We start from the raw sequence: 17,960 nt of genomic DNA, 5'->3' as shown, positions 1-17,960 counted from the left end.
CCAGTTCCGGCTCCAGTAGTGGCGCTTGCACCGGCCGCACCGCCTCCTGTGGCTGCGGCTCCGGCCGAACCGCCGCGCAAGTGGCAGCCTCCGGCACCGACCATCACGCCAGCCGCTGCCGAACGCAAGTCCGGCTGGTGGAGCAAGAAGTCATAAGCTTGCCGATCATCGGCCACGCGTCCGGTCGGAAGACCGGACGCGTGATCCAAGCCTCAAACTCGCCTTAATCTGCCGCGAATGACGGTTGAAAGGCAGAGTGATGCGTTCAAGACACCCCATTTTCCGAGCAATTGCCGCTGTGATGACTTTGGTCATCGCATTGTCCGGCACGCTTGTGCCCGAGGCCTTCGCGCAGAAGCGGAACTTGCCGCTCATCCGCGATGCCGAGATCGAGGGGCTGCTACGCCTCTATACCCGGCCCGTCTTCAAGGCGGCAGGCATCAATCCCGGGTCGGTGAGGGTCTACCTCATCGAGGATCAGCGTATCAACGCCTTCGTTGCAGGCGGCCAGCGCATCTTCGTTCACACCGGGCTCCTGCTAGAGTCGGAAACGCCGAACGAAACCATCGGCGTTCTGGCGCATGAGACCGGGCACATCGCGGGCGGCCACTTGGCGCGCATGGGCAATGAACTCGACAAGGCCTCGGTGACGTCCATCGTCGGCATGCTGTTGGGTGTTGCCGCCACTGTCGGCGGAGCGATGGCCGGAAGCAGCGATGCCGCGCGCGCCGGCTCGGGCATCATGGCGGGCTCACAGGGCCTCGCTCAACGGAACTTCCTGGCCTATGCGCGCGACATGGAATCGTCTGCCGACCAGGCCGCCCTCAAGTATCTCGAGTCGACGAAACAGTCGGCCAAGGGCATGATCACCATGTTCGAGCAACTGGCGCGGGAATCGATCGCGACGCTCCACAACGTCGATCCCTACATCCTGTCGCATCCGATGCCGATGGAGCGCATCCGCAACCTTGAGCGCACGGCACAGAAATCGAAATACTTCAACTCCGCCGATCCGCCCGCGCTCGTCCTGCGCCACCAGCTGATGCAGGCCAAGCTGATCGGCTACACGAACGGCGCGCAGGCCGTGATGCAGAAATATCCCACCAGCGACCAGTCGATGCCCGCCCGCTATGCCCGAGCGATTGCGCTGTTTCGCCGGGGCGATATCCAGAATGCGCTCCCCGTCATCAACAGCCTGACCGACGAATTGCCGCAAAACCCGTACTTCTGGGAACTGAAGGGACAGGCCCTGCTGGAAAACGGACGGGCCGCCGAGGCCATCGCTCCCATTCAGCGCGCGCTCAAGATTCTTCCGAACAATGGCTTGATCCAGATGCTGATGGCCCAGGCGCTGATCGACACCGAGAGCAAGGCCAGTGCGAAGCAGGCAGTGAAGATGCTGAGGCTGGCCCAGAAGTCTGAAGGCGAGACGCCCGTGATCTTCAAGAGCCTGGCCCGCGCCTATGCCCAGCTTGGCGACATTCCACGCGCCGAACTGGCGACAGCCGAGGCAGCCCTCCTCCAGGGCGACCGCAAGCTTGCCATCGAAAAGGCGAAGGCTGCGCAGACGCGTTTCAAGACCGGAAGCCCCGAGTGGACCCGCGCCAGCGATGTCCTGACTTTCGCCAGCCGCAAGTGACATGGACGGACCACAGACTTTGCGGCAAGTTCACACCATACAAAGGGATCGTTCGATGACCACTCGCTTCCGCCTCGCGGCCTTCGCTGCCGCCCTCCTCGCCCTGGCGCCGGTCACGGCGGCGGCCGAATCGGCCTTCTCGGACGCCCAGAAAAAGGAGATCGGCGAGATCGTCCGCACCTATCTTCTGGAGAATCCCGAAATCCTTCTGGAGGTCAGCCGCGAACTGGAAAACCGCCAGCAGCAGGCCGAATCGAGGAAGCGCGAGGATGCTCTGAAAGTGAACGCCAAGGCGCTATTCGCTTCCGAACATGATTTCGTGGCAGGCAACCCCGATGGCGATGTGACCATGGTCGAGTTCTTCGACTATAATTGCGGCTGGTGCAAGAAGGGCCTGCCGGAGGTGATGAGCCTGCTCGAGAAGGACAAGAACCTCCGCCTGGTGCTGAAGGAATTCCCCATTTTCGGAGGCGATTCCGACTATGCCGCCATGGCGGCCGTCGCCTCGAAAAAGCAGGGAAAATACTGGGAATTCCATCAGGCGATGCTGAGCCACGAGGGCAAGATCACCAGGGAGGCGGTCGATGAGATCGCCAGGGCCCAGGGGCTCGACATCGAGAAGCTCAAGGCCGACATGAATTCGAAAGAGGTGGCGCAGGTCCTCGCCGACAATCACAAGCTGGCGGAAGACCTTGCGATCAGCGGAACGCCCGCCTTCGTGATCGACAACAATCTCATCCCCGGCTACCTGCCGATGGACGGACTGATGGCAGCGATCGGCGAGGTCCGTTCCAGCGGCGGCTGCAAGCTCTGTTGAGAGCGCGTTTCATCCGCTTCCAACAACCGCACTTACCCCCTATAAGCATCGAAATCCCTTACGGAGTCGCTGGGGCACGATGAAGCCTGTCTATGTACTGAACGGTCCCAACCTGAACATGTTGGGTCTTCGTGAACCAGCCGTCTACGGGTCGGAGACCTTGAAGGACGTGGAAGACCGCTGCCGCGCGCATGCGTCTTCCCTCGGGCTTTCCATCGACTTTCGGCAGACCAACAGTGAAGGCGAACTGGTGTCGTGGATTCACGAGGCGCGCGACAGGGCGTGCGGTATCGCCATCAATGCGGGCGCCTATACGCACACGTCGATTGCGCTTCACGATGCACTCAAGGCGGCGGAATGCCCCGCCGTCGAGCTTCACCTGTCCAACGTCCACAAGCGCGAGGCTTTCCGCCATCACAGTTTCATCGCGCCTGCGGTGAACGGCGTCATCTGCGGCTTCGGCGTCAACAGCTATGAGCTGGCGATCTCGGCGCTCCACTCCATCCTCACATCAAACAAGAAGGGTTGAAGAATGCCCCCATCCAAGAAGCCTGCCGCCAAAGCCGCAGCAAAGCCCGCCGCCAAGGCCGATCCGGATCTTGACCTCATCTCGGCCCTTGCCGGCATTCTCAATGCCACGGGCCTCACGGAAATCGAACTTGACCGCAAGGGCACGAAGGTGCGCGTTGCCAAGACGGTGAATGCCGTGGCCACGGTTGCCGCAGCGCCCGCACCCGCCGTTCACAGCCACGTACATGTGGCGCCTTCGGCGGAAGCGCCTGCGCCGAAGGCCGGCAGCGGCGATCTCCCCGGAACGGTGAAATCACCCATGGTCGGCACCGTCTATCTGGCACCGGGCCCCGGTGCTGCAAACTTCATCGATGTCGGTTCAAACGTGAAGGAAGGCCAGACCCTCCTCATCATCGAGGCGATGAAGACGATGAACCAGATCCATGCGCCGCGCAGTGGAAGGATCACTCACATCTACGTCGAGAATGGCAGGCCCGTCGAATATGGCGAGCCCCTCGTGGCGATCGAGTAGATCATGTTCGACAAAGTCCTCATCGCAAACCGGGGCGAGATTGCGCTCAGGGTGCTGCGCGCCTGCCGAGAACTCGGCATCCAAACAGTCGCTGTCCATTCCACCGCCGATGCCGACGCGATGCATGTCCGCCTCGCCGACGAGAGCGTGTGCATCGGGCCGCCGCCAGCCCGTGACAGCTACCTCAACATTCCAGCCATCGTCGCGGCCTGCGAGATCACCGGGGCCGAGGCCGTGCACCCGGGCTATGGGTTTCTTTCGGAGAACGCGCGCTTTGCCGACATCCTGACCGAGCATGGCATCAAGTTCATCGGCCCCTCGGCTGAACACATCCGCACCATGGGCGACAAGATTACTGCCAAGCTGACAGCCAAGGACCTCGGAATCCCCGTGGTTCCGGGCTCGGAAGGCGGCATCGCGGACTTTCCGGAAGCGCGCCGCGTGGCAGCCGACATCGGTTATCCCGTCATCATCAAGGCTACCGCAGGCGGCGGCGGGCGCGGCATGAAGGTGGCCCGCACCGAGGCCGATCTCGAACTCGCCATGAGCACGGCCCAATCCGAAGCGAAGGCCGCCTTCGGCAATGGCGACGTCTATATCGAGAAATACCTCGAGAAGCCCCGCCACATCGAAATACAGGTGTTGGGCGATGGCAAGGGCCGCGCCGTTCACCTGGGCGAGCGCGATTGCTCGCTGCAGCGCCGCCATCAGAAGATCTGGGAAGAAGCGCATTCGCCAGCCCTGAATGCCCACCAGCGCGACGAGATCGGCAACCGTGTTGCGGTGGCCATGCAGACGCTGGGCTACGAGGGGGTCGGCACCATCGAGTTCCTCTACGAGAACGGCGAGTTCTATTTCATCGAGATGAACACGCGACTCCAGGTGGAGCATCCTGTCACCGAGGCGATCACCGGGCTTGACCTCGTGCAGGAACAGCTTCGCGTGGCGGCCGGCGGCGACCTGCCATATCGCCAGGAGGACATCACCTTCTCCGGCCACGCCATCGAATGCCGCATCAATGCCGAGAACCCGACGACTTTCGCGCCGTCACCGGGCAAGGTCGAGGCCGTGCATTTTCCGGGCGGCCTCGGCTGCCGCGTCGATTCCGCGCTCTATGCCGGCTACCGCATCCCGCCCTACTACGATAGTCTCATCGGCAAGCTGATCGTGTCGGGCAAGACGCGCACCGAATGCATGATGCGGCTCAGGCGTGCGCTCAGCGAGTTTGTGATCGAGGGCATCGAGACGACCATCCCGCTCTTCCAGCAGCTGCTGGCCGAGCCCGATATCATCGACGGCCACTTCGACATTCACTGGCTGGAGCACTATCTCGCACGCCAGGCGTGATGAGCACCATCACGCCCCAGATCCTGCTGCGCGCCTATGCGGCGGGCATTTTTCCCATGGCCGAAAGCGCCGAGGACAACGCGCTCTACTGGGTGGAGCCTGAGGAACGCGGCATCATTCCGCTTGATGGACTGAAGGTATCGCAGTCCCTCCGCAAGAGTGTGCGGCGGAAGTCGTTCGAGATCAGGATCGACACTGATTTCGTGGGCGTGATCAGCCAGTGCGCGGCGCGCACCGCCGACCGCAAGTCAACCTGGATCAACGCGCGCATCAAGTCGCTCTATTCGCAGCTCCACAAGATCGGCTGCTGCCACAGTGTCGAGGCCTGGCAGGACGGGCAGCTGGTGGGCGGCCTCTATGGGGTGCGGATCGGCGCGGTCTTCTTTGGCGAGAGCATGTTCTCGCGGGTGACGGATGCCAGCAAGGTGGCCCTCGTTCACCTGGTGGCACGGCTCAACTCTGGCGGATTCAAGCTGCTTGATGCGCAATTCGTCAATCCGCATCTGGAACGCCTGGGCGCGGTCACCATGCCGAAGGCGCAGTATCACCTGATGATGGAACCGCTTCTTGGGCTCGATGCCGACTTCTTCGGCTTCGAGGATGACGATGATCCCGAGCGGGTGCTGGCGCTAGCCTGCCCAGCCAGGGCGATGGGCTAACCTGCACCGAAGACGCTTGTCAGTCTTCCGGTTCGCCTTCGTTGATCTGGTCCTGAAGCGTTGACACGTCCGGAGTCACTTCGATGACGGGCGGCGGCGCATTGGGATCGCGGCATCCGGTGAGCCACACGTCATAGATCGCATGCTCGACGGCATTGAGGCCGGGGCTCTCGGCAAACATCCAGCCCGAGAAGATGTTCTTGCGCGAATTGTCGGATTCGATCTGGTCGACCCGCACGAAGCTGGTCGTCTTCGGTTCTTCCGTCGTCGGGCTGGACAGGCAGGCATTGGGCTTCACCACCAGTCCGCCGAAGCGCCGTTCCTCGCCGATGGGGATTTCGAACGTTGTGGTGATGCCGGTGATCTTGTCGAGGCCGGCGAAGACCGCAATCGGGTTCTTCAGCCGCTCGGCCTGCGCAGGCGTGGCGAGCATGACCAGGGCCATTGCGGGGAGGATGCGCTTCACGATTTCACCGCCTCGACGCGGAGCCGCACATAGTCCGCCGTCCACTTGCCATTGGCATCGCAGAGCGCCGGTCGGAGCAGCTCGATCGCTTCGGCCAAGGCATTTTCAGCTTGATTTTCATATTGTTGGAAGAAGGGCTTGCGAAACAGCATGAGCCAGCCCTCGATGCCGGTCTTGAGCACGACGGGGCGCGGTATGAGGGCGATCCGCCTTACAGCGAACCCGTTCTTCTCAAGGAGCGCTTGGTAGACGTCAGGCGCGGGGAAGTACCACGGATGCGCCAGCGACAGGTCGCCGCCGCGCCGCCGCCCCACGGCCTGCATGGCGGTGACGATGGCGGCCACATTGCCATGGCCGCCAAACTCGGCGACGAAACGGCCGCCGGGCTTCAGGGCGCGGGATACCCCCTGCACCACGCCCTCGGCATTGGTCATCCAGTGCAGCGCTGCATTCGAGAACACTGCATCGAACTCATGCGAGAAGGTCAGCGACTGGCCATCCATCAGCCGCGCATCAAGCCCCTTTGCCTTGCAGGAGGCGACGAAATCCGGACTCGAATCGACGCCGGTCACATCAGCCCCCGCCGCCTTCAACTCGGCGGTCAGAACGCCGTCGCCGCAACCGAGATCGAGGATGCGCTCGCCCGGCTTCAGGGCGAGCCACTCGACGACGCCGCCAGCGAGGTCCGAGACAAAGCGGGCATGGGTATCATAGGTGCCGGCAGACCATGTCTGCTGGCGCGCGTCAGCCGGATGACTTGCCATCACTGCGACTGCGTCTCGGGTGAGTCACCGCCAGACCTGGCCCCGCCCTTGTTCTCGAACATGGCCTGGCTGATGAGCGACCAGATGTCGACAGCACCTTGCGTGTTGGAAATGACGCCGCCTGCCGTCAGCATGGCATCGGCGCCGCCCTGCTCGAGCGAAATGAACTTGGAGCCCAGAAGGCCTTCGGAGGTTACCTTGGCGGTCGCGTCCTCGGTCAGCTTCACCTTGGGGTCGAGTTCCATCACCACATTGGCCTGGAAATTCTCGGCATTGAGCGTGAAGTCGACGACGGAGCCGATCTTGACGCCCGCGATGCGGACATCGGTGCCGACGTTCACGCCCTCGGCGTTGTCGAATTCCGCGCTGACGCGATAGGCGCCCGAGGCCGTTCCCTTGCCGGAGGTCTGGTAGGCAAAGAAGAAGAAGCCCGCGGCGATCACCACGACTGCCGCGCCGATCAATGTCTCAACCGCCGAATTCTTCATGCCGCCACTCTCCGTCCTCTGTCACGTGTCCGCGTTTAGGCGGCGACCCCAGCCAAAATATGGCGGCTTATTCGGGTCTCCACGCGGAATAGTCCGGCACGCGGGGAGCGGGCTTCGAGCCGGCGATGATGGAGCCGGCCGGGCGATAGGCGTTGGCCGTGCCGGTCTGATTCGGCAGATGCGGCTTCTGCCATTCGCGCGGGGTGTATTCGCCCGGCGGCTGGTCATTGCGATGGTGCATCCAGCCATGCCAGCCCGGCGGAATGGCAGAGGCCTCAGAATAGCCATTGTAGATCACCCAGCGGCGCTCCGCGATCGACTCCGGAAGTGCGGATTTCGCGCGATAATACTTGTTGTCGAACTCATCGCTGCCTACGAACTCGCCCTTCCGCCATGTGAAGAACCGGGTGTTCAGCGTCTGTCCGTTCCACCAGGTAAAAAGCTGCTTCCAGAAAGCCATGAATCTCATCCTTGAAAGGGCCGCGAAGGCCCCGGAAATCGCGGCGGAATATGGCGGAACAGGCCTTCCCCGTCCAGTGCCGATTTGCTCCGGTTCAGGCTGCCCCGCCGCGGATGCCCTGCATGACAAACCACAGGAGCGACATGCCAAAAGCTCCATATCCGGCCCAGCTCGTGATTCCGACGAAACGCCGATAATCGGTTTCGTTGTTGCGCTTGTCGAAGTGGTCAACCAAGACTGAGCCGAAGCTCATGGCGGCCATCAGCATGGCGGCCGCCATGAACCAGGCCGCCGGGCCATGAAGTTGGGTGCCGGAGATGCGAGGCCGTAAGAAACCCTCGTCCACACCGGGATGTGGTTGGGCGTGCAAGGCGTCTTGGTATCCATCGACCCGGCCTCAGGGGGTTGCCGAAATGAGATCCTGAACATCTCCGGAGCGCTCGTGCTCGGCCAGACGCGACAGCCCCTGGCCTGCCGCAAAGAAGCTGCGGAGTGCCGTGATGTCGGCGGGTGAGGCCGCCAGAAGTGACGGGATGGAATAGAGGTGCAAGGTATCGCTGCGCAATTCGCGCGTCAGGCTCACCATGTAGATGGGTTTGAAACTTTCGCCGTCTGCCGTGGCAAGAGTTGTCTTGTAGACCCGCAGCACTTCCCGCTGTTCGGACGAACCGTCCGGAACCCGAGTCATGGTGAGCTTCGCCTTGAGGCCTTCATGCAGTGCCGGGCGCGGCGGCAATTCGAGAAGGGTTGAATTGGGATTGAGATAGGGCAGGCTTTCGCGCCACGTCCAGTTCGGGCTCGGTGTCCAACCCGCCTTTTGGAGGCTATCCGAAAGCCGGTCGAGTTCACCTGCATACTGCGCGATGAAGACCTCCTTCGGCTTGCCCGCAAGATCGATGCGGCGGGCGGGAAGCCTCTCCCAGTCCCTGGCAATCCATTCGGCCATGGGAACGAGGATCTGGTTCTCCGGCCTCGCATACACCTCCTCCGCGCGGGTGAAGCCGGTGGAGACATGGGCGGCACCCGCAATGATGAAGACGATGAAGGCCGCGCCGAAGAGCCCCAGCGGCTTGATGCGGCGGGGCGGGATCGCTTCGATGGCAACCCCGAAGGCCGCCATCATCACGGTGCCGAAGAGCAGGCCTGCCAGCACGTCCGACAGCCAGTGGGCGCCGAGGTAGACGCGCGAATAGGCAATCGCCACCACCACCATCGCACAGGTGCCATAGACCGCGGCCTTGCTCCAGCGGCCCATCGAGTGACTGACCAGCACCGCGAGAATGCCGAAAATGACGGCCGCCATGGTGGCGTGGCCAGAGGGAAAGCTGAACAGTTCCACTCCGCTGTAGGCGAGTTCGAGCGGTCTGGCGCGCTGGATGCCGAACTTCACCGCCATCTCGAAAAGCTTTGCTGCAACAATGGCGAAAGCCACCGCATAGGTCGCACGATAGGCCTTCCGCCAGATCAGCCAGCCGATGATGGTGACGGCGAGTGCCGCCATCACAAGGGTATCGCCCAGCATCGTGATGACGATCATGATCTCGTCGGCGGGCGCGTTTCGCATCTCGCGCATCAGCGTGAAGATAGAGATGTCCATGTTCGACATGGCGTCCGCCGAGGCAGCGCGAATCGCCAGGTTGGCGATCGCGACGAGCCCTGTGAAGACGACAGCCGCAAAGAACACGATCGCCACGGAGCGGGGGTTTTCGGGTGCCACGGCGCGGGCAAAGCGTTGCCACGAGCGCCCGGGTTTGCGGCGCGCCCAGGCGGAAACCCGGTTCAGAAGATGATTGAGGTATGGAGACACGCCCGCGGCAGCGAGGCGGATCACATAGCCCACGAGTGCCAGAATGACGAGCAGGACAAGGAGGACCACCAAGAGCCTGCCGCTCAACTCCCCCGCAAAGGCCAGGCCCTCGCCAATGAGAATGCCGGGAAAAACGTGAGCCGCCGCCCAGAAGAGGCCTGACGTGACATTCACGAACAGGAAGAACAACTGGTTCATGTTGAACATGCCCACGATGCCCGGCACGACGGCCTTGACACCCGGTACGAAGCGGCCGATCGCGATGCTCTTGCCGCCATGCTGTCGGACGAAATCCTCGCCCTTGGCGACGAGTTGCGGGTAGCGGTTCAGCGGCCACAATGTCTTGAGCCGCTCCCCGAACATGCGCCCTGCCCAATAGGAGATCTGGTCGCCGGCAATGGCGCCCACGGCAGTGGCAATGAAGACTGGCCAGAAGCCCAGATGACCGGTGCCGACCAATATTCCAGCCCCCACCAGCACCGCGGTCGATGGCACGAACAGGCCGATGATCAGCAGTGCCTCTCCGAAGGCAATCAGGAAAATGATGGCAATTGCCCATTCCGGATTGGTTGAGAAATAGTCCAGATAGGGCTGGATATAGTCCATCACGACGTGAGCGTTCCTTCAGATCGACCCGGCGCGCGACCTTGCCTGATCGGCGCGTGGAAGCGCAAGGTTAATGGGGGCAGACTACGGCTGCGTTGACGCGGCGGTTCGGCCTTTTCAGGGCGGGGCGGGCAACCATGGTGCGGCAAAGGAATCTGCTCATAAGGATTGTTTTCCGCCTGTTCTTCAGTGACCGGGCAGGCGGGACTGGGAAGCGGACGCGCGCCCGGTACCAGGGCTTCGAGCGTGAACTCCGGAAATGCATGCAGCATCCAATCGTCGTGGCCTTCCCAGTTCATCGCAAGAGCCGGTGCGGGCCACAGCAGGACAAGGCAAAGGACCACATGTCTCATGGAAACCGAGGATACTCTTCTTCGGCACATCCGCAAAGCCACGGAGCTGTGAACTCGAAACCTTGCATGACTGTTTGGAACCTCGGCAGTGCTGCGCCATAGTGCATCCCATGTCCGACATTGCCCTGCCACGAAACCAGAGCGCGGTGACGAGGTGGCTGGGATTTGCCGCCCTGTGCGCCGGCATGTTCATGGCGGTGCTCGACATCCAGATCGTCATCACGTCACTCACCGTCATCGAGGAGGCGCTCGGCATCGGCGCCGATCGGATGAGCTGGGTGCAAACGGCCTATCTCATCGCGGAAGTCATCGCCATTCCCATCACCGGCCTGCTGACGCGGGTGTTCAGCCTGCGCTGGCTGGTGGCGGGAGCCATCACCATCTTCACCCTCGCCTCGATCGGCTGCGCCCTGAGCACGGGCTTCGACATGCTGATCGCCTTCCGGGTGATTCAGGGCTTTGCAGGCGGCGTCCTCATCCCTGTCGTGTTCTCCGCCATCTTCCTGCTGTTCCGCCCCGGCCCTGAACAGACGATCGCGACGACGCTTGGCGGCATGCTGGCGGTGCTGGCACCCGCCGTGGGGCCCATCACCGGCGGCCTCCTGACTGAGAACTTCTCGTGGCACTGGCTGTTTCTCATCAATGTGCTGCCGGGAATCCTCACGGTTGCCGTGGCAATGATCTGCCTCCCGCGCGAGACGATGCAGTTCGGGTTGCTGCGCCGGCTCGATGTCGTCTCGCTGCTCTTCATCGCGCTGGCGCTGGCTGGACTGGAAATCGGCCTCAAGGAGGCACCCGATCTCGGCTGGCTGTCACCCACGGTCTTGGGCCTCTTCGCCGCCTTCGCGTTCCTGATGTGGTTCGCCATCCGGAGGCCGCAACCCGCCGTCGACTTCGCCTTGCTCCGCGACCGGCACCTTGCCTTCGGCTGCGGCATCAGCTTCGTCCTGGGCATTGGGCTTTTTGGCGCGGTCTATCTCCTGCCGGTGTTTCTGGCCTTCGTCCGCCATATGGGGCCTGTCGACATCGGGGTGGTGGTTCTTGTCACCGGCGTCGCACAGATCGTATCGGCCCCCATCGCGGTGCTGCTCGACCAGAAGATGGGCGCGCGGCTGCTGACGGCGATCGGTTTTGCCCTGTTCACCGCCGGTCTGTTCATGAACGGCTTTGCCACCCGCGAGTCGGATTTCGACGACCTGTTCTGGCCGCAGATTCTGCGCGGCTGCGCAGTGGCATTGTGCATCCTGCCCGTCACCCGCTTCGCGCTGGGATTGCTGCCGCTGGGACAGGTGAGCGATGCCAGCGGACTCTACAATCTGTCGCGCAATCTAGGAGGAGCGATTGGCATCGCCCTCATCGACACGGTGCTGTTCACCCGGGCCGCGGACCATGCAGGCGACATCACGGACCTGATCAAGGACAGTCCCGAAGAAGCCGCGGCGGCACTCGGCGTGGGCCTCGATGAGTTGCCCGACCCGGACGACCCACTCGGATTCATGGGAATCATGGACACCCTGCAGGAAGTGAGTCTCACGCTCGCCATCAACGAGGCCTGGCTGATGCTGGCGGCACTCAGCGGCATCGCGCTCATCCTGGTGTGGGCGATGGGACCGATTCGGGTACCCGATGGCCACGTGACGTTACGTTCACGGTCCCGATTCTAGGCCGTCGGAGGCCGCCGGGACCTGTGGACAGCGGGGACAACGCCGCGGCGCCCCCTGAACCACTCGGCTGAGAGTCGCGTTGACTTTGGGGTCGAATCCGGAACTTGCACCCACTCTCGCCAGTGCCCGGCCTGTGTATAGCGCGCATAAGCCATGGGAACACTTGAGGTTCCGGAGAGAATCGTATGGATTGGTGCTTGTCCACAGGAGGCGTCAATCTGTGGACACAAGATATGGTGTTAACCAGTTGTTAAAACACTAGCCATTGACGAGCGAGGGCCTTCGGGACTATCTTGTAATCAAGGCTGAGGGGCTGGCGGACGGGACCGAGGGGTCGGACTTGTCCAACATGGATAACTCAAAACAAGAGCCTGGAAATAACCGGAAGCAGAAGTTTTCGGAACAGGGACGTGCGTTTGGTACTGGGTGGACGGAGCACCTCGGGACGCCATTTGGCGTGCCTGTGGCAACGATTGGATAAAAGGGACAGAAGACGATGCGCATTGAACGCCGTTACACCAAGGCCGGGCAGGATGCTTACGCGGAACTCGAATTCCGCCGGGCGACCAGCGAGATCAGGAATCCTGATGGGTCCGTGGTGTTCAGGCTCGAGAATATCGACGTGCCTGCCTCGTGGAGCCAGGTTGCGACGGATATTCTGGCGCAGAAGTATTTCCGCAAGGCGGGCGTGCCCAAGGCGCTGAAGCGCGTTGAGGAAGAGACTGTCCCCTCATGGCTGTGGCGTTCGGCTCCCGACGAAGAGGCGCTGGCTGCACTGCCTGAGAAGGAGCGCTTCACGGGCGAGCGGTCCTCCACTGAGGTGTTCAACCGCCTTGCCGGTACCTGGACCTACTGGGGCTGGAAGGGCAAGTATTTCGACACGGAAGACGATGCGCGCGCCTTCTATGACGAGATGTGCTTCATGCTTGCGACGCAGAAGTGCGCGCCGAACTCCCCACAGTGGTTCAACACCGGGCTGCACTGGGCCTACGGCATCGACGGCCCGAGCCAGGGCCACTACTACGTCGACTTCGAGACGGGCCGCCTGACCAAGTCCAAGACGGCTTACGAACACCCGCAGCCCCATGCCTGCTTCATCCAGTCGGTGGCCGACGACCTCGTGAACGAGGGCGGCATCATGGACTTGTGGGTACGCGAGGCGCGCCTGTTCAAGTATGGCTCCGGCACCGGTTCCAACTTCAGCCATGTCCGCGGCGAGAACGAGAAGCTCGCGGGCGGCGGCAAGTCCTCCGGTCTGATGAGCTTCCTCAAGATCGGCGACCGCGCGGCCGGCGCCATCAAGTCCGGCGGCACCACCAGGCGCGCGGCCAAGATGGTGATCGTCGACGTCGATCATCCGGATGTCGTGGACTTCATCGACTGGAAGGTGAAGGAAGAGCAAAAGGTCGCTGCCCTCGTCACCGGGTCCAAAGTCGTCAAGAAGCACCTGCAGGCCATCATGAAGGCCTGCGTGAACTGCGAAGGCCCGGGTGCTGACTGCTACGAGATCGAAAAGAACCCGGCCCTGAAGCGCGCCGTGAAGGATGCCCGCAAGGCGATGGTGTCCGACAATTACATGAAGCGCGTCATCCAGTTCGCCAAGCAGGGCTATACCGACCTTGAGTTCGACACCTATGACACCGACTGGGACGGCGAAGCCTATCGCACTGTGTCCGGCCAGAACTCCAACAACTCGGTCCGTGTCACCGACGAGTTCCTCCATGCGGTGGAGCGCGGCTCGGACTGGCAACTTACCTCACGCATCAACGGCAAGGTGACCGACACCATCAAGGCCTCCACGCTGTGGGACAAGATCGGCTATGCCGCGTGGGCCTCGGCTGATCCGGGCATCCAGTATCACTCGACCATCAATGACTGGCACACCTGCCCGGCATCGGGCGAGATCCGCGCATCGAACCCGTGCTCGGAATACATGTTCCTCGACGATACGGCCTGCAATCTCGCTTCGCTGAACCTGCTGCAGTTCCGCAATCCCGAGACCGGCAAGTTCGACATCGCGTCCTTCGAACACGCCACGCGGCTGTGGACCATCGTCCTCGAAGTCTCGGTGATGATGGCGCAGTTCCCGTCCAAGGAAATCGCCAAGCAGTCCTACGAATTCCGCACGCTGGGCTTAGGGTTTGCCAATATCGGCGGGCTGCTGATGACGGCGGGCATTCCCTATGACAGCCACGAGGGCCGCGCCATCTGTGGCGCCATCTCGGCCATCATGACGGGCGTCTCCTATGCGACGTCTGCTGAAATGGCGAAGGAACTTGGCCCCTTCGCGGGCTTCGCCAAGAACCGCGACCATATGCTGCGGGTGATGCGCAACCATCGCCGCGCCGCCTATGGCGCTGCCGTGGGCTATGAAGGCCTCCGCACCAACCCGGTGGCGCTCGACGAGACGGACCTGAAGGACAAGGATCTCGTGACGGCGGCCCGCCGCGCCTGGGACCTCGCGGTCTCGCTCGGCGAGCAGCACGGCTATCGCAACGCGCAATCGACCGTCATTGCGCCCACCGGCACGATCGGCCTCGTCATGGATTGCGACACGACCGGCATCGAGCCGGACTTCGCGCTGGTCAAGTTCAAGAAGCTCGCTGGCGGCGGCTACTTCAAGATCATCAACCAGGCAGTGCCGGAAGCGCTCCGCACGCTGGGCTATGGGCCGGAGCAGATCGAGAAGATCATCGCCTATGCCGTGGGCCACGGCTCGCTGGCGGAGGCCCCTGCCCTCAACCATGCGGCGCTCAGGGCCAAGGGCCTGGGCGACGAGCAGATCGCGAAGATCGAATCCGGCCTGGCGTCGGCCTTCGACATCAAGTTCGTCTTCAACAAGTGGACGCTTGGCGATGAGTTCTGCCGCAATGTGCTGAAGATCACCGATGCGCAGCTCAACGACTTCGGCTTCGACATGCTGGCCTACCTCGGCTTCTCCAAGGCCGACATCGACAAGGCGAACATCCATGTCTGCGGTGCCATGACGCTCGAGGGCGCCCCCGGACTCAAGGACGAGCACCTGGCCGTCTTCGATTGCGCCAATGCCTGTGGCCGCCTCGGCAAGCGCTACCTCTCGGTCGAGAGCCACATCCGCATGATGGCGGCGAGCCAGCCCTTCATCTCGGGCGCCATCTCGAAGACCATCAACATGCCGAACGATGCGGCAGTCGAAGACTGCGCGGCGGCCTACATGCTGTCGTGGAAGCTGGCGCTCAAGGCCAACGCGCTTTACCGCGATGGTTCCAAGCTGTCGCAGCCGCTCTCCTCGCAACTGATCGCCGACGAGGAGGACGATGCCGAGGACGCGACCGAGGCCCTTCTCGCCAAGCCGCAGGCCGCGCGCGTCGAGACCATCGTCGAGAAGATCGTGGAGCGCGTCATCGAGCGCGAGCGCTCGCGCGAGAAGCTTCCCAACCGCCGCAAGGGCTATACCCAGAAGTCGGTCGTCGGCGGACACAAGGTCTATCTCCGCACTGGTGAATACGACGACGGCAAGCTGGGCGAGATATTCATCGACATGCACAAGGAGGGCGCAGCGCTCCGCGCGATGATGAACAACTTCGCCATCGCGGTATCGGTCGGCCTTCAGTACGGCGTGCCGCTGGAAGAGTTCGTCGACGCCTTCACCTTCACCAAGTTCGAGCCCGCGGGCATGGTGCAGGGCAACGACTCGATCAAGAACGCCACGTCGATCCTCGACTACGTGTTCCGCGAGCTTGCCGTCTCCTATCTTGGCCGCTCCGACCTTGCGCATGTCGAGGCCTCCGAGATGGGCTTCGACGCGCTGGGCAAGGGAGAGGACAGCGAGAATGCGCCGCGCGTTCCGGCCGCCCGCGTGCTGTCGTCCGGCTTCGTGCGCAAGCCCAACCTCGCCACCTCCAACGTGGTGGTGATGTCGTCGGCATCGCCGTCGGCCGCCCAGCCCTCACCCGTGCAGGCCCTTCAGATCAGGGCGGAGGCGCAAGGCGCACTCGCACTGGCAGAAGGAACGGTCGTCGCCACGCAAGTCCGCCAGGAACTGGCCGTGTCGCTCGACTCTGGCGCGATGCTGGCCAGCAACCGCCGCGCCGAGGCGCGCATGAAGGGCTATGAAGGCGAGAGCTGCTCGGAATGCGGTAACTTCACCATGGTGCGCAACGGCACCTGCCTGAAGTGCGACACCTGCGGCTCGACGAGCGGCTGCTCGTAAGGCTCAAGACCAGCGATGAATGACGAGAGGCCGGAGATGATCCGGCCTCTTTCATTTGGGATGTGCATAGTTGCGGCGTGACCTCGATGGACTCTCCTCACATGCGGAACAGAGGCCTTGCCATGTGCGCCGGAATTAAATTATCCACAGCTTCCGCACAGGCCGGCTTCACCCTCTTGACATCGGCGCTGCAAGGACAGTCTCCCAAAACAGCCAGTCGTCCGTAGGCTGATCAACGCGGAAAACCCCTTGTTTCATTGGCTTTTGGAGACATATCGCCGATTTCGTCCGTGCAAGGACATTTCGGAGCGATTGTCGAGCGTTTACCGATTGTTAGCGAGATTTCCACATCCTACCAGATGTTGACGGCATATTGCCGAATCACACAAGCGGGTGCACTAAACAATTCAATGACGGACAAGTGCGCGTAAGACATGCCAGCTTGTACGTCGGTGTGAGGCTTACCTGCGTTGTGGGGCACTAACAACTCTAGGAGAGACAGCTATGGCTGCGAAGAAAGTTGCGAAGAAGGCTGCCAAGAAGCCAGCCAAGAAGGCCGCCAAGAAGGCAGCCGCCAAGAAGCCGGCGAAGAAGGCTGCTGCCAAGAAGGCCGCCAAGAAGCCTGCAAAGAAAGCTGCCAAGAAGGCCGCCAAGAAGGCCGCCAAGAAGACTGCCTGAGGCCATCTTCATCGTTCAGGACTGGACCCCGGATGGCTATCGCCTCCGGGGTCAGTTCTTTCTGGGGACTGGTTCAAACGAAAGAAGGCCGCGGGGAATGTCCGCGGCCTTTCGTTCGTCAGTGATCACAACGTCTATTGATAGACGTAGACCCGCGCGCCGACATTGACGCGATTGTAGAGGTCAATGACATCCGTGTTCATCATGCGGATGCAGCCCGACGACACCGCACCGCCGATCGAGGCCGCATTGTTCGTGCCATGAATGCGATACATGGTGCCGCCGATATACAGTGCCCGCGCACCCAATGGATTTTCGGGGCCGCCTTCCATGACGGCGGGAAGGATATGGCCCTTGGCGGCCTCACGCTCGATCATCACCTGCGGCGGGCGCCATGTCGGCCAGACGGCCTTGTTGACGATGCGCGAATTGCCCGACCACTGGAACCCCTCGCGGCCGACGCCAACCTTGTAGCGCCGCGCCTGGCCATCGCCCATCACCAGATAAAGAGAGCGTTCGGGCGTCTGCACCACGAGCGAGCCCGGCGCATATTTCGAGGCCTGCGGCCAGCTCACCATCTCGGCAGTGGCATAGTCACGCGCGGCGCCGCCCGTGGAGGCGCGTTGCGTGCCTGTGCGCTTCTTGCCGAACAGGCATCCAAGAAAACCGCGGCAGTTGCCGGAGATCACCTGGCGTTCCACACGCCGGGTCGAAACCTTGGCCGCCCTGCTGCTCTGCTCCACCTTGGGCTTCTGCTTCACGCTGACCGTCTTCGTCTTCTTTGCCGGCGTCTTCTGTTTCACCGACGCCTTGGCGGCCGGCTTCTTTTCGCCCGCCTTGCGCGCGGCCTCCGCCTTCTTCTTCTTGATCAGCAGCAGTTCCTGTTCGGTCGGCTTTGCCGCCGCCGCTGACGCCGCCTGCGGCATGGCCAGCAACGGCAATGCAGCGACGAGAAGAAACATCACAATCTTCCGCATT

At 62.4% G+C, this 17,960-nt stretch carries 17 protein-coding genes; 9 read left to right on the top strand and 8 right to left on the bottom strand.

The annotated features are described in order from the left end of the window. Window positions 1-301 precede the first annotated feature (301 nt). From ACEW8Q_RS16515 to aat, 6 genes are all read left to right on the top strand, one after another. The gene (locus ACEW8Q_RS16515) at window positions 302-1,639 is read left to right on the top strand and encodes a M48 family metalloprotease (protein ID WP_373505153.1); all 1,338 of its coding nucleotides are present in this window, start codon (window positions 302-304) and stop codon (window positions 1,637-1,639) included. A gap of 55 nt (window positions 1,640-1,694) precedes the next feature. Beyond that, the gene (locus ACEW8Q_RS16510; RefSeq protein ID WP_373505152.1) at window positions 1,695-2,456 is read left to right on the top strand and encodes a DsbA family protein; all 762 of its coding nucleotides are present in this window, start codon (window positions 1,695-1,697) and stop codon (window positions 2,454-2,456) included. Window positions 2,457-2,535: 79 nt separating this feature from the next. Further along, window positions 2,536-2,985, top strand: a complete 450-nt coding sequence (gene aroQ / locus ACEW8Q_RS16505; protein ID WP_373505151.1) for a type II 3-dehydroquinate dehydratase — start codon at window positions 2,536-2,538, stop codon at window positions 2,983-2,985. A gap of 3 nt (window positions 2,986-2,988) precedes the next feature. After that, on the top strand, window positions 2,989-3,498 hold the full coding sequence (gene accB / locus ACEW8Q_RS16500) for an acetyl-CoA carboxylase biotin carboxyl carrier protein (RefSeq protein WP_373505150.1): 510 nt from the start codon (window positions 2,989-2,991) through the stop codon (window positions 3,496-3,498). 3 nt (window positions 3,499-3,501) lie between these two features. Next, window positions 3,502-4,845: an acetyl-CoA carboxylase biotin carboxylase subunit gene (gene accC / locus ACEW8Q_RS16495; RefSeq protein ID WP_373505149.1), complete on the top strand. Its 1,344-nt coding sequence runs from the start codon at window positions 3,502-3,504 to the stop codon at window positions 4,843-4,845. Further along, entirely contained in the window at window positions 4,845-5,504 is a 660-nt protein-coding gene (gene aat / locus ACEW8Q_RS16490; RefSeq protein ID WP_373505148.1) for a leucyl/phenylalanyl-tRNA--protein transferase, read from the top strand. The genes accC and aat overlap by 1 nt, the downstream gene beginning before the upstream one ends. Before the next feature lie 19 nt (window positions 5,505-5,523). On the opposite strand, the gene ACEW8Q_RS16485 is transcribed toward aat, so the two are convergent. The 7 genes from ACEW8Q_RS16485 to ACEW8Q_RS16455 all read right to left on the bottom strand — a co-directional run bounded on the left by ACEW8Q_RS16485 (window position 5,524) and on the right by ACEW8Q_RS16455 (window position 10,394). Beyond that, on the bottom strand, window positions 5,524-5,970 hold the full coding sequence (locus ACEW8Q_RS16485; protein WP_373505147.1) for a DUF2155 domain-containing protein: 447 nt from the start codon (window positions 5,968-5,970) through the stop codon (window positions 5,524-5,526). Further along, window positions 5,967-6,734, bottom strand: coding sequence for a trans-aconitate 2-methyltransferase (locus tag ACEW8Q_RS16480; RefSeq protein ID WP_373505146.1), 768 nt, complete (start codon window positions 6,732-6,734; stop codon window positions 5,967-5,969). Before ACEW8Q_RS16480 ends, ACEW8Q_RS16485 begins: the two co-directional genes overlap by 4 nt. Continuing rightward, a complete protein-coding gene (gene mlaD / locus ACEW8Q_RS16475) occupies window positions 6,734-7,222 on the bottom strand; it encodes an outer membrane lipid asymmetry maintenance protein MlaD (RefSeq protein ID WP_373505145.1) in 489 nt (162 codons plus the stop codon). The genes ACEW8Q_RS16480 and mlaD overlap by 1 nt, the downstream gene beginning before the upstream one ends. Before the next feature lie 67 nt (window positions 7,223-7,289). Then, window positions 7,290-7,682: an NADH:ubiquinone oxidoreductase subunit NDUFA12 gene (locus ACEW8Q_RS16470; protein ID WP_373505144.1), complete on the bottom strand. Its 393-nt coding sequence runs from the start codon at window positions 7,680-7,682 to the stop codon at window positions 7,290-7,292. Between the two features lie 94 nt (window positions 7,683-7,776). After that, window positions 7,777-7,962 carry a hypothetical protein gene (locus tag ACEW8Q_RS16465; RefSeq protein WP_373505143.1) on the bottom strand — a complete coding sequence of 62 codons (186 nt, stop codon included), beginning with the start codon at window positions 7,960-7,962 and terminating at the stop codon, window positions 7,777-7,779. Window positions 7,963-8,079: 117 nt separating this feature from the next. Further along, window positions 8,080-10,095, bottom strand: a complete 2,016-nt coding sequence (locus ACEW8Q_RS16460) for a VTT domain-containing protein (protein ID WP_373505154.1) — start codon at window positions 10,093-10,095, stop codon at window positions 8,080-8,082. Next, the gene (locus tag ACEW8Q_RS16455) at window positions 10,095-10,394 is read right to left on the bottom strand and encodes a hypothetical protein (RefSeq protein WP_373505142.1); all 300 of its coding nucleotides are present in this window, start codon (window positions 10,392-10,394) and stop codon (window positions 10,095-10,097) included. Before ACEW8Q_RS16455 ends, ACEW8Q_RS16460 begins: the two co-directional genes overlap by 1 nt. 164 nt (window positions 10,395-10,558) lie before the next feature. Here ACEW8Q_RS16455 and ACEW8Q_RS16450 point away from each other — a divergent pair, with 164 nt between their 5' ends. The 3 genes from ACEW8Q_RS16450 to ACEW8Q_RS16440 all read left to right on the top strand — a co-directional run bounded on the left by ACEW8Q_RS16450 (window position 10,559) and on the right by ACEW8Q_RS16440 (window position 16,982). After that, complete coding sequence (locus tag ACEW8Q_RS16450; RefSeq protein WP_373505141.1) at window positions 10,559-12,112, top strand: DHA2 family efflux MFS transporter permease subunit; 1,554 nt, start codon at window positions 10,559-10,561, stop codon at window positions 12,110-12,112. Between the two features lie 496 nt (window positions 12,113-12,608). Next, window positions 12,609-16,304: a vitamin B12-dependent ribonucleotide reductase gene (locus tag ACEW8Q_RS16445; protein ID WP_373505140.1), complete on the top strand. Its 3,696-nt coding sequence runs from the start codon at window positions 12,609-12,611 to the stop codon at window positions 16,302-16,304. Window positions 16,305-16,808: 504 nt separating this feature from the next. Further along, window positions 16,809-16,982, top strand: coding sequence for a hypothetical protein (locus tag ACEW8Q_RS16440; protein ID WP_373505139.1), 174 nt, complete (start codon window positions 16,809-16,811; stop codon window positions 16,980-16,982). A 134-nt stretch (window positions 16,983-17,116) separates the two neighbouring features. On the opposite strand, the gene ACEW8Q_RS16435 is transcribed toward ACEW8Q_RS16440, so the two are convergent. Then, entirely contained in the window at window positions 17,117-17,959 is an 843-nt protein-coding gene (locus ACEW8Q_RS16435) for a L,D-transpeptidase (protein WP_373505138.1), read from the bottom strand. Window position 17,960 lies beyond the last annotated feature (1 nt).

Origin of the sequence: Aestuariivirga sp. (genome assembly GCF_041738905.1) — a bacterium.
Classification (GTDB): domain Bacteria; phylum Pseudomonadota; class Alphaproteobacteria; order Rhizobiales; family Aestuariivirgaceae; genus Aestuariivirga.
The sequence above is the reverse complement of the archived record's forward strand: the minus strand, read 5'-3'. Positions and strand labels throughout refer to the sequence as shown.

What these genes read in the sequence shown, in the direction of transcription:
- ACEW8Q_RS16445 (WP_373505140.1), top strand. Translation starts at nt 12,609, where the DNA reads ATGCGCATTGAACGCCGTTACACCAAGGCCGGGCAGGATGCTTACGCG.
- aroQ (WP_373505151.1), top strand. Translation starts at nt 2,536, where the DNA reads ATGAAGCCTGTCTATGTACTGAACGGTCCCAACCTGAACATGTTGGGT.
- ACEW8Q_RS16470 (WP_373505144.1), bottom strand. Translation starts at nt 7,682, where the DNA reads ATGGCTTTCTGGAAGCAGCTTTTTACCTGGTGGAACGGACAGACGCTG.
- mlaD (WP_373505145.1), bottom strand. Translation starts at nt 7,222, where the DNA reads ATGAAGAATTCGGCGGTTGAGACATTGATCGGCGCGGCAGTCGTGGTG.
- accC (WP_373505149.1), top strand. Translation starts at nt 3,502, where the DNA reads ATGTTCGACAAAGTCCTCATCGCAAACCGGGGCGAGATTGCGCTCAGG.
- ACEW8Q_RS16515 (WP_373505153.1), top strand. Translation starts at nt 302, where the DNA reads ATGACTTTGGTCATCGCATTGTCCGGCACGCTTGTGCCCGAGGCCTTC.
- ACEW8Q_RS16440 (WP_373505139.1), top strand. Translation starts at nt 16,809, where the DNA reads ATGGCTGCGAAGAAAGTTGCGAAGAAGGCTGCCAAGAAGCCAGCCAAG.
- ACEW8Q_RS16510 (WP_373505152.1), top strand. Translation starts at nt 1,695, where the DNA reads ATGACCACTCGCTTCCGCCTCGCGGCCTTCGCTGCCGCCCTCCTCGCC.
- aat (WP_373505148.1), top strand. Translation starts at nt 4,845, where the DNA reads ATGAGCACCATCACGCCCCAGATCCTGCTGCGCGCCTATGCGGCGGGC.
- ACEW8Q_RS16465 (WP_373505143.1), bottom strand. Translation starts at nt 7,962, where the DNA reads ATGGCGGCCGCCATGCTGATGGCCGCCATGAGCTTCGGCTCAGTCTTG.
- ACEW8Q_RS16435 (WP_373505138.1), bottom strand. Translation starts at nt 17,959, where the DNA reads ATGCGGAAGATTGTGATGTTTCTTCTCGTCGCTGCATTGCCGTTGCTG.
- ACEW8Q_RS16455 (WP_373505142.1), bottom strand. Translation starts at nt 10,394, where the DNA reads ATGAACTGGGAAGGCCACGACGATTGGATGCTGCATGCATTTCCGGAG.
- accB (WP_373505150.1), top strand. Translation starts at nt 2,989, where the DNA reads ATGCCCCCATCCAAGAAGCCTGCCGCCAAAGCCGCAGCAAAGCCCGCC.
- ACEW8Q_RS16460 (WP_373505154.1), bottom strand. Translation starts at nt 10,095, where the DNA reads ATGGACTATATCCAGCCCTATCTGGACTATTTCTCAACCAATCCGGAA.
- ACEW8Q_RS16480 (WP_373505146.1), bottom strand. Translation starts at nt 6,734, where the DNA reads ATGGCAAGTCATCCGGCTGACGCGCGCCAGCAGACATGGTCTGCCGGC.
- ACEW8Q_RS16450 (WP_373505141.1), top strand. Translation starts at nt 10,559, where the DNA reads ATGTCCGACATTGCCCTGCCACGAAACCAGAGCGCGGTGACGAGGTGG.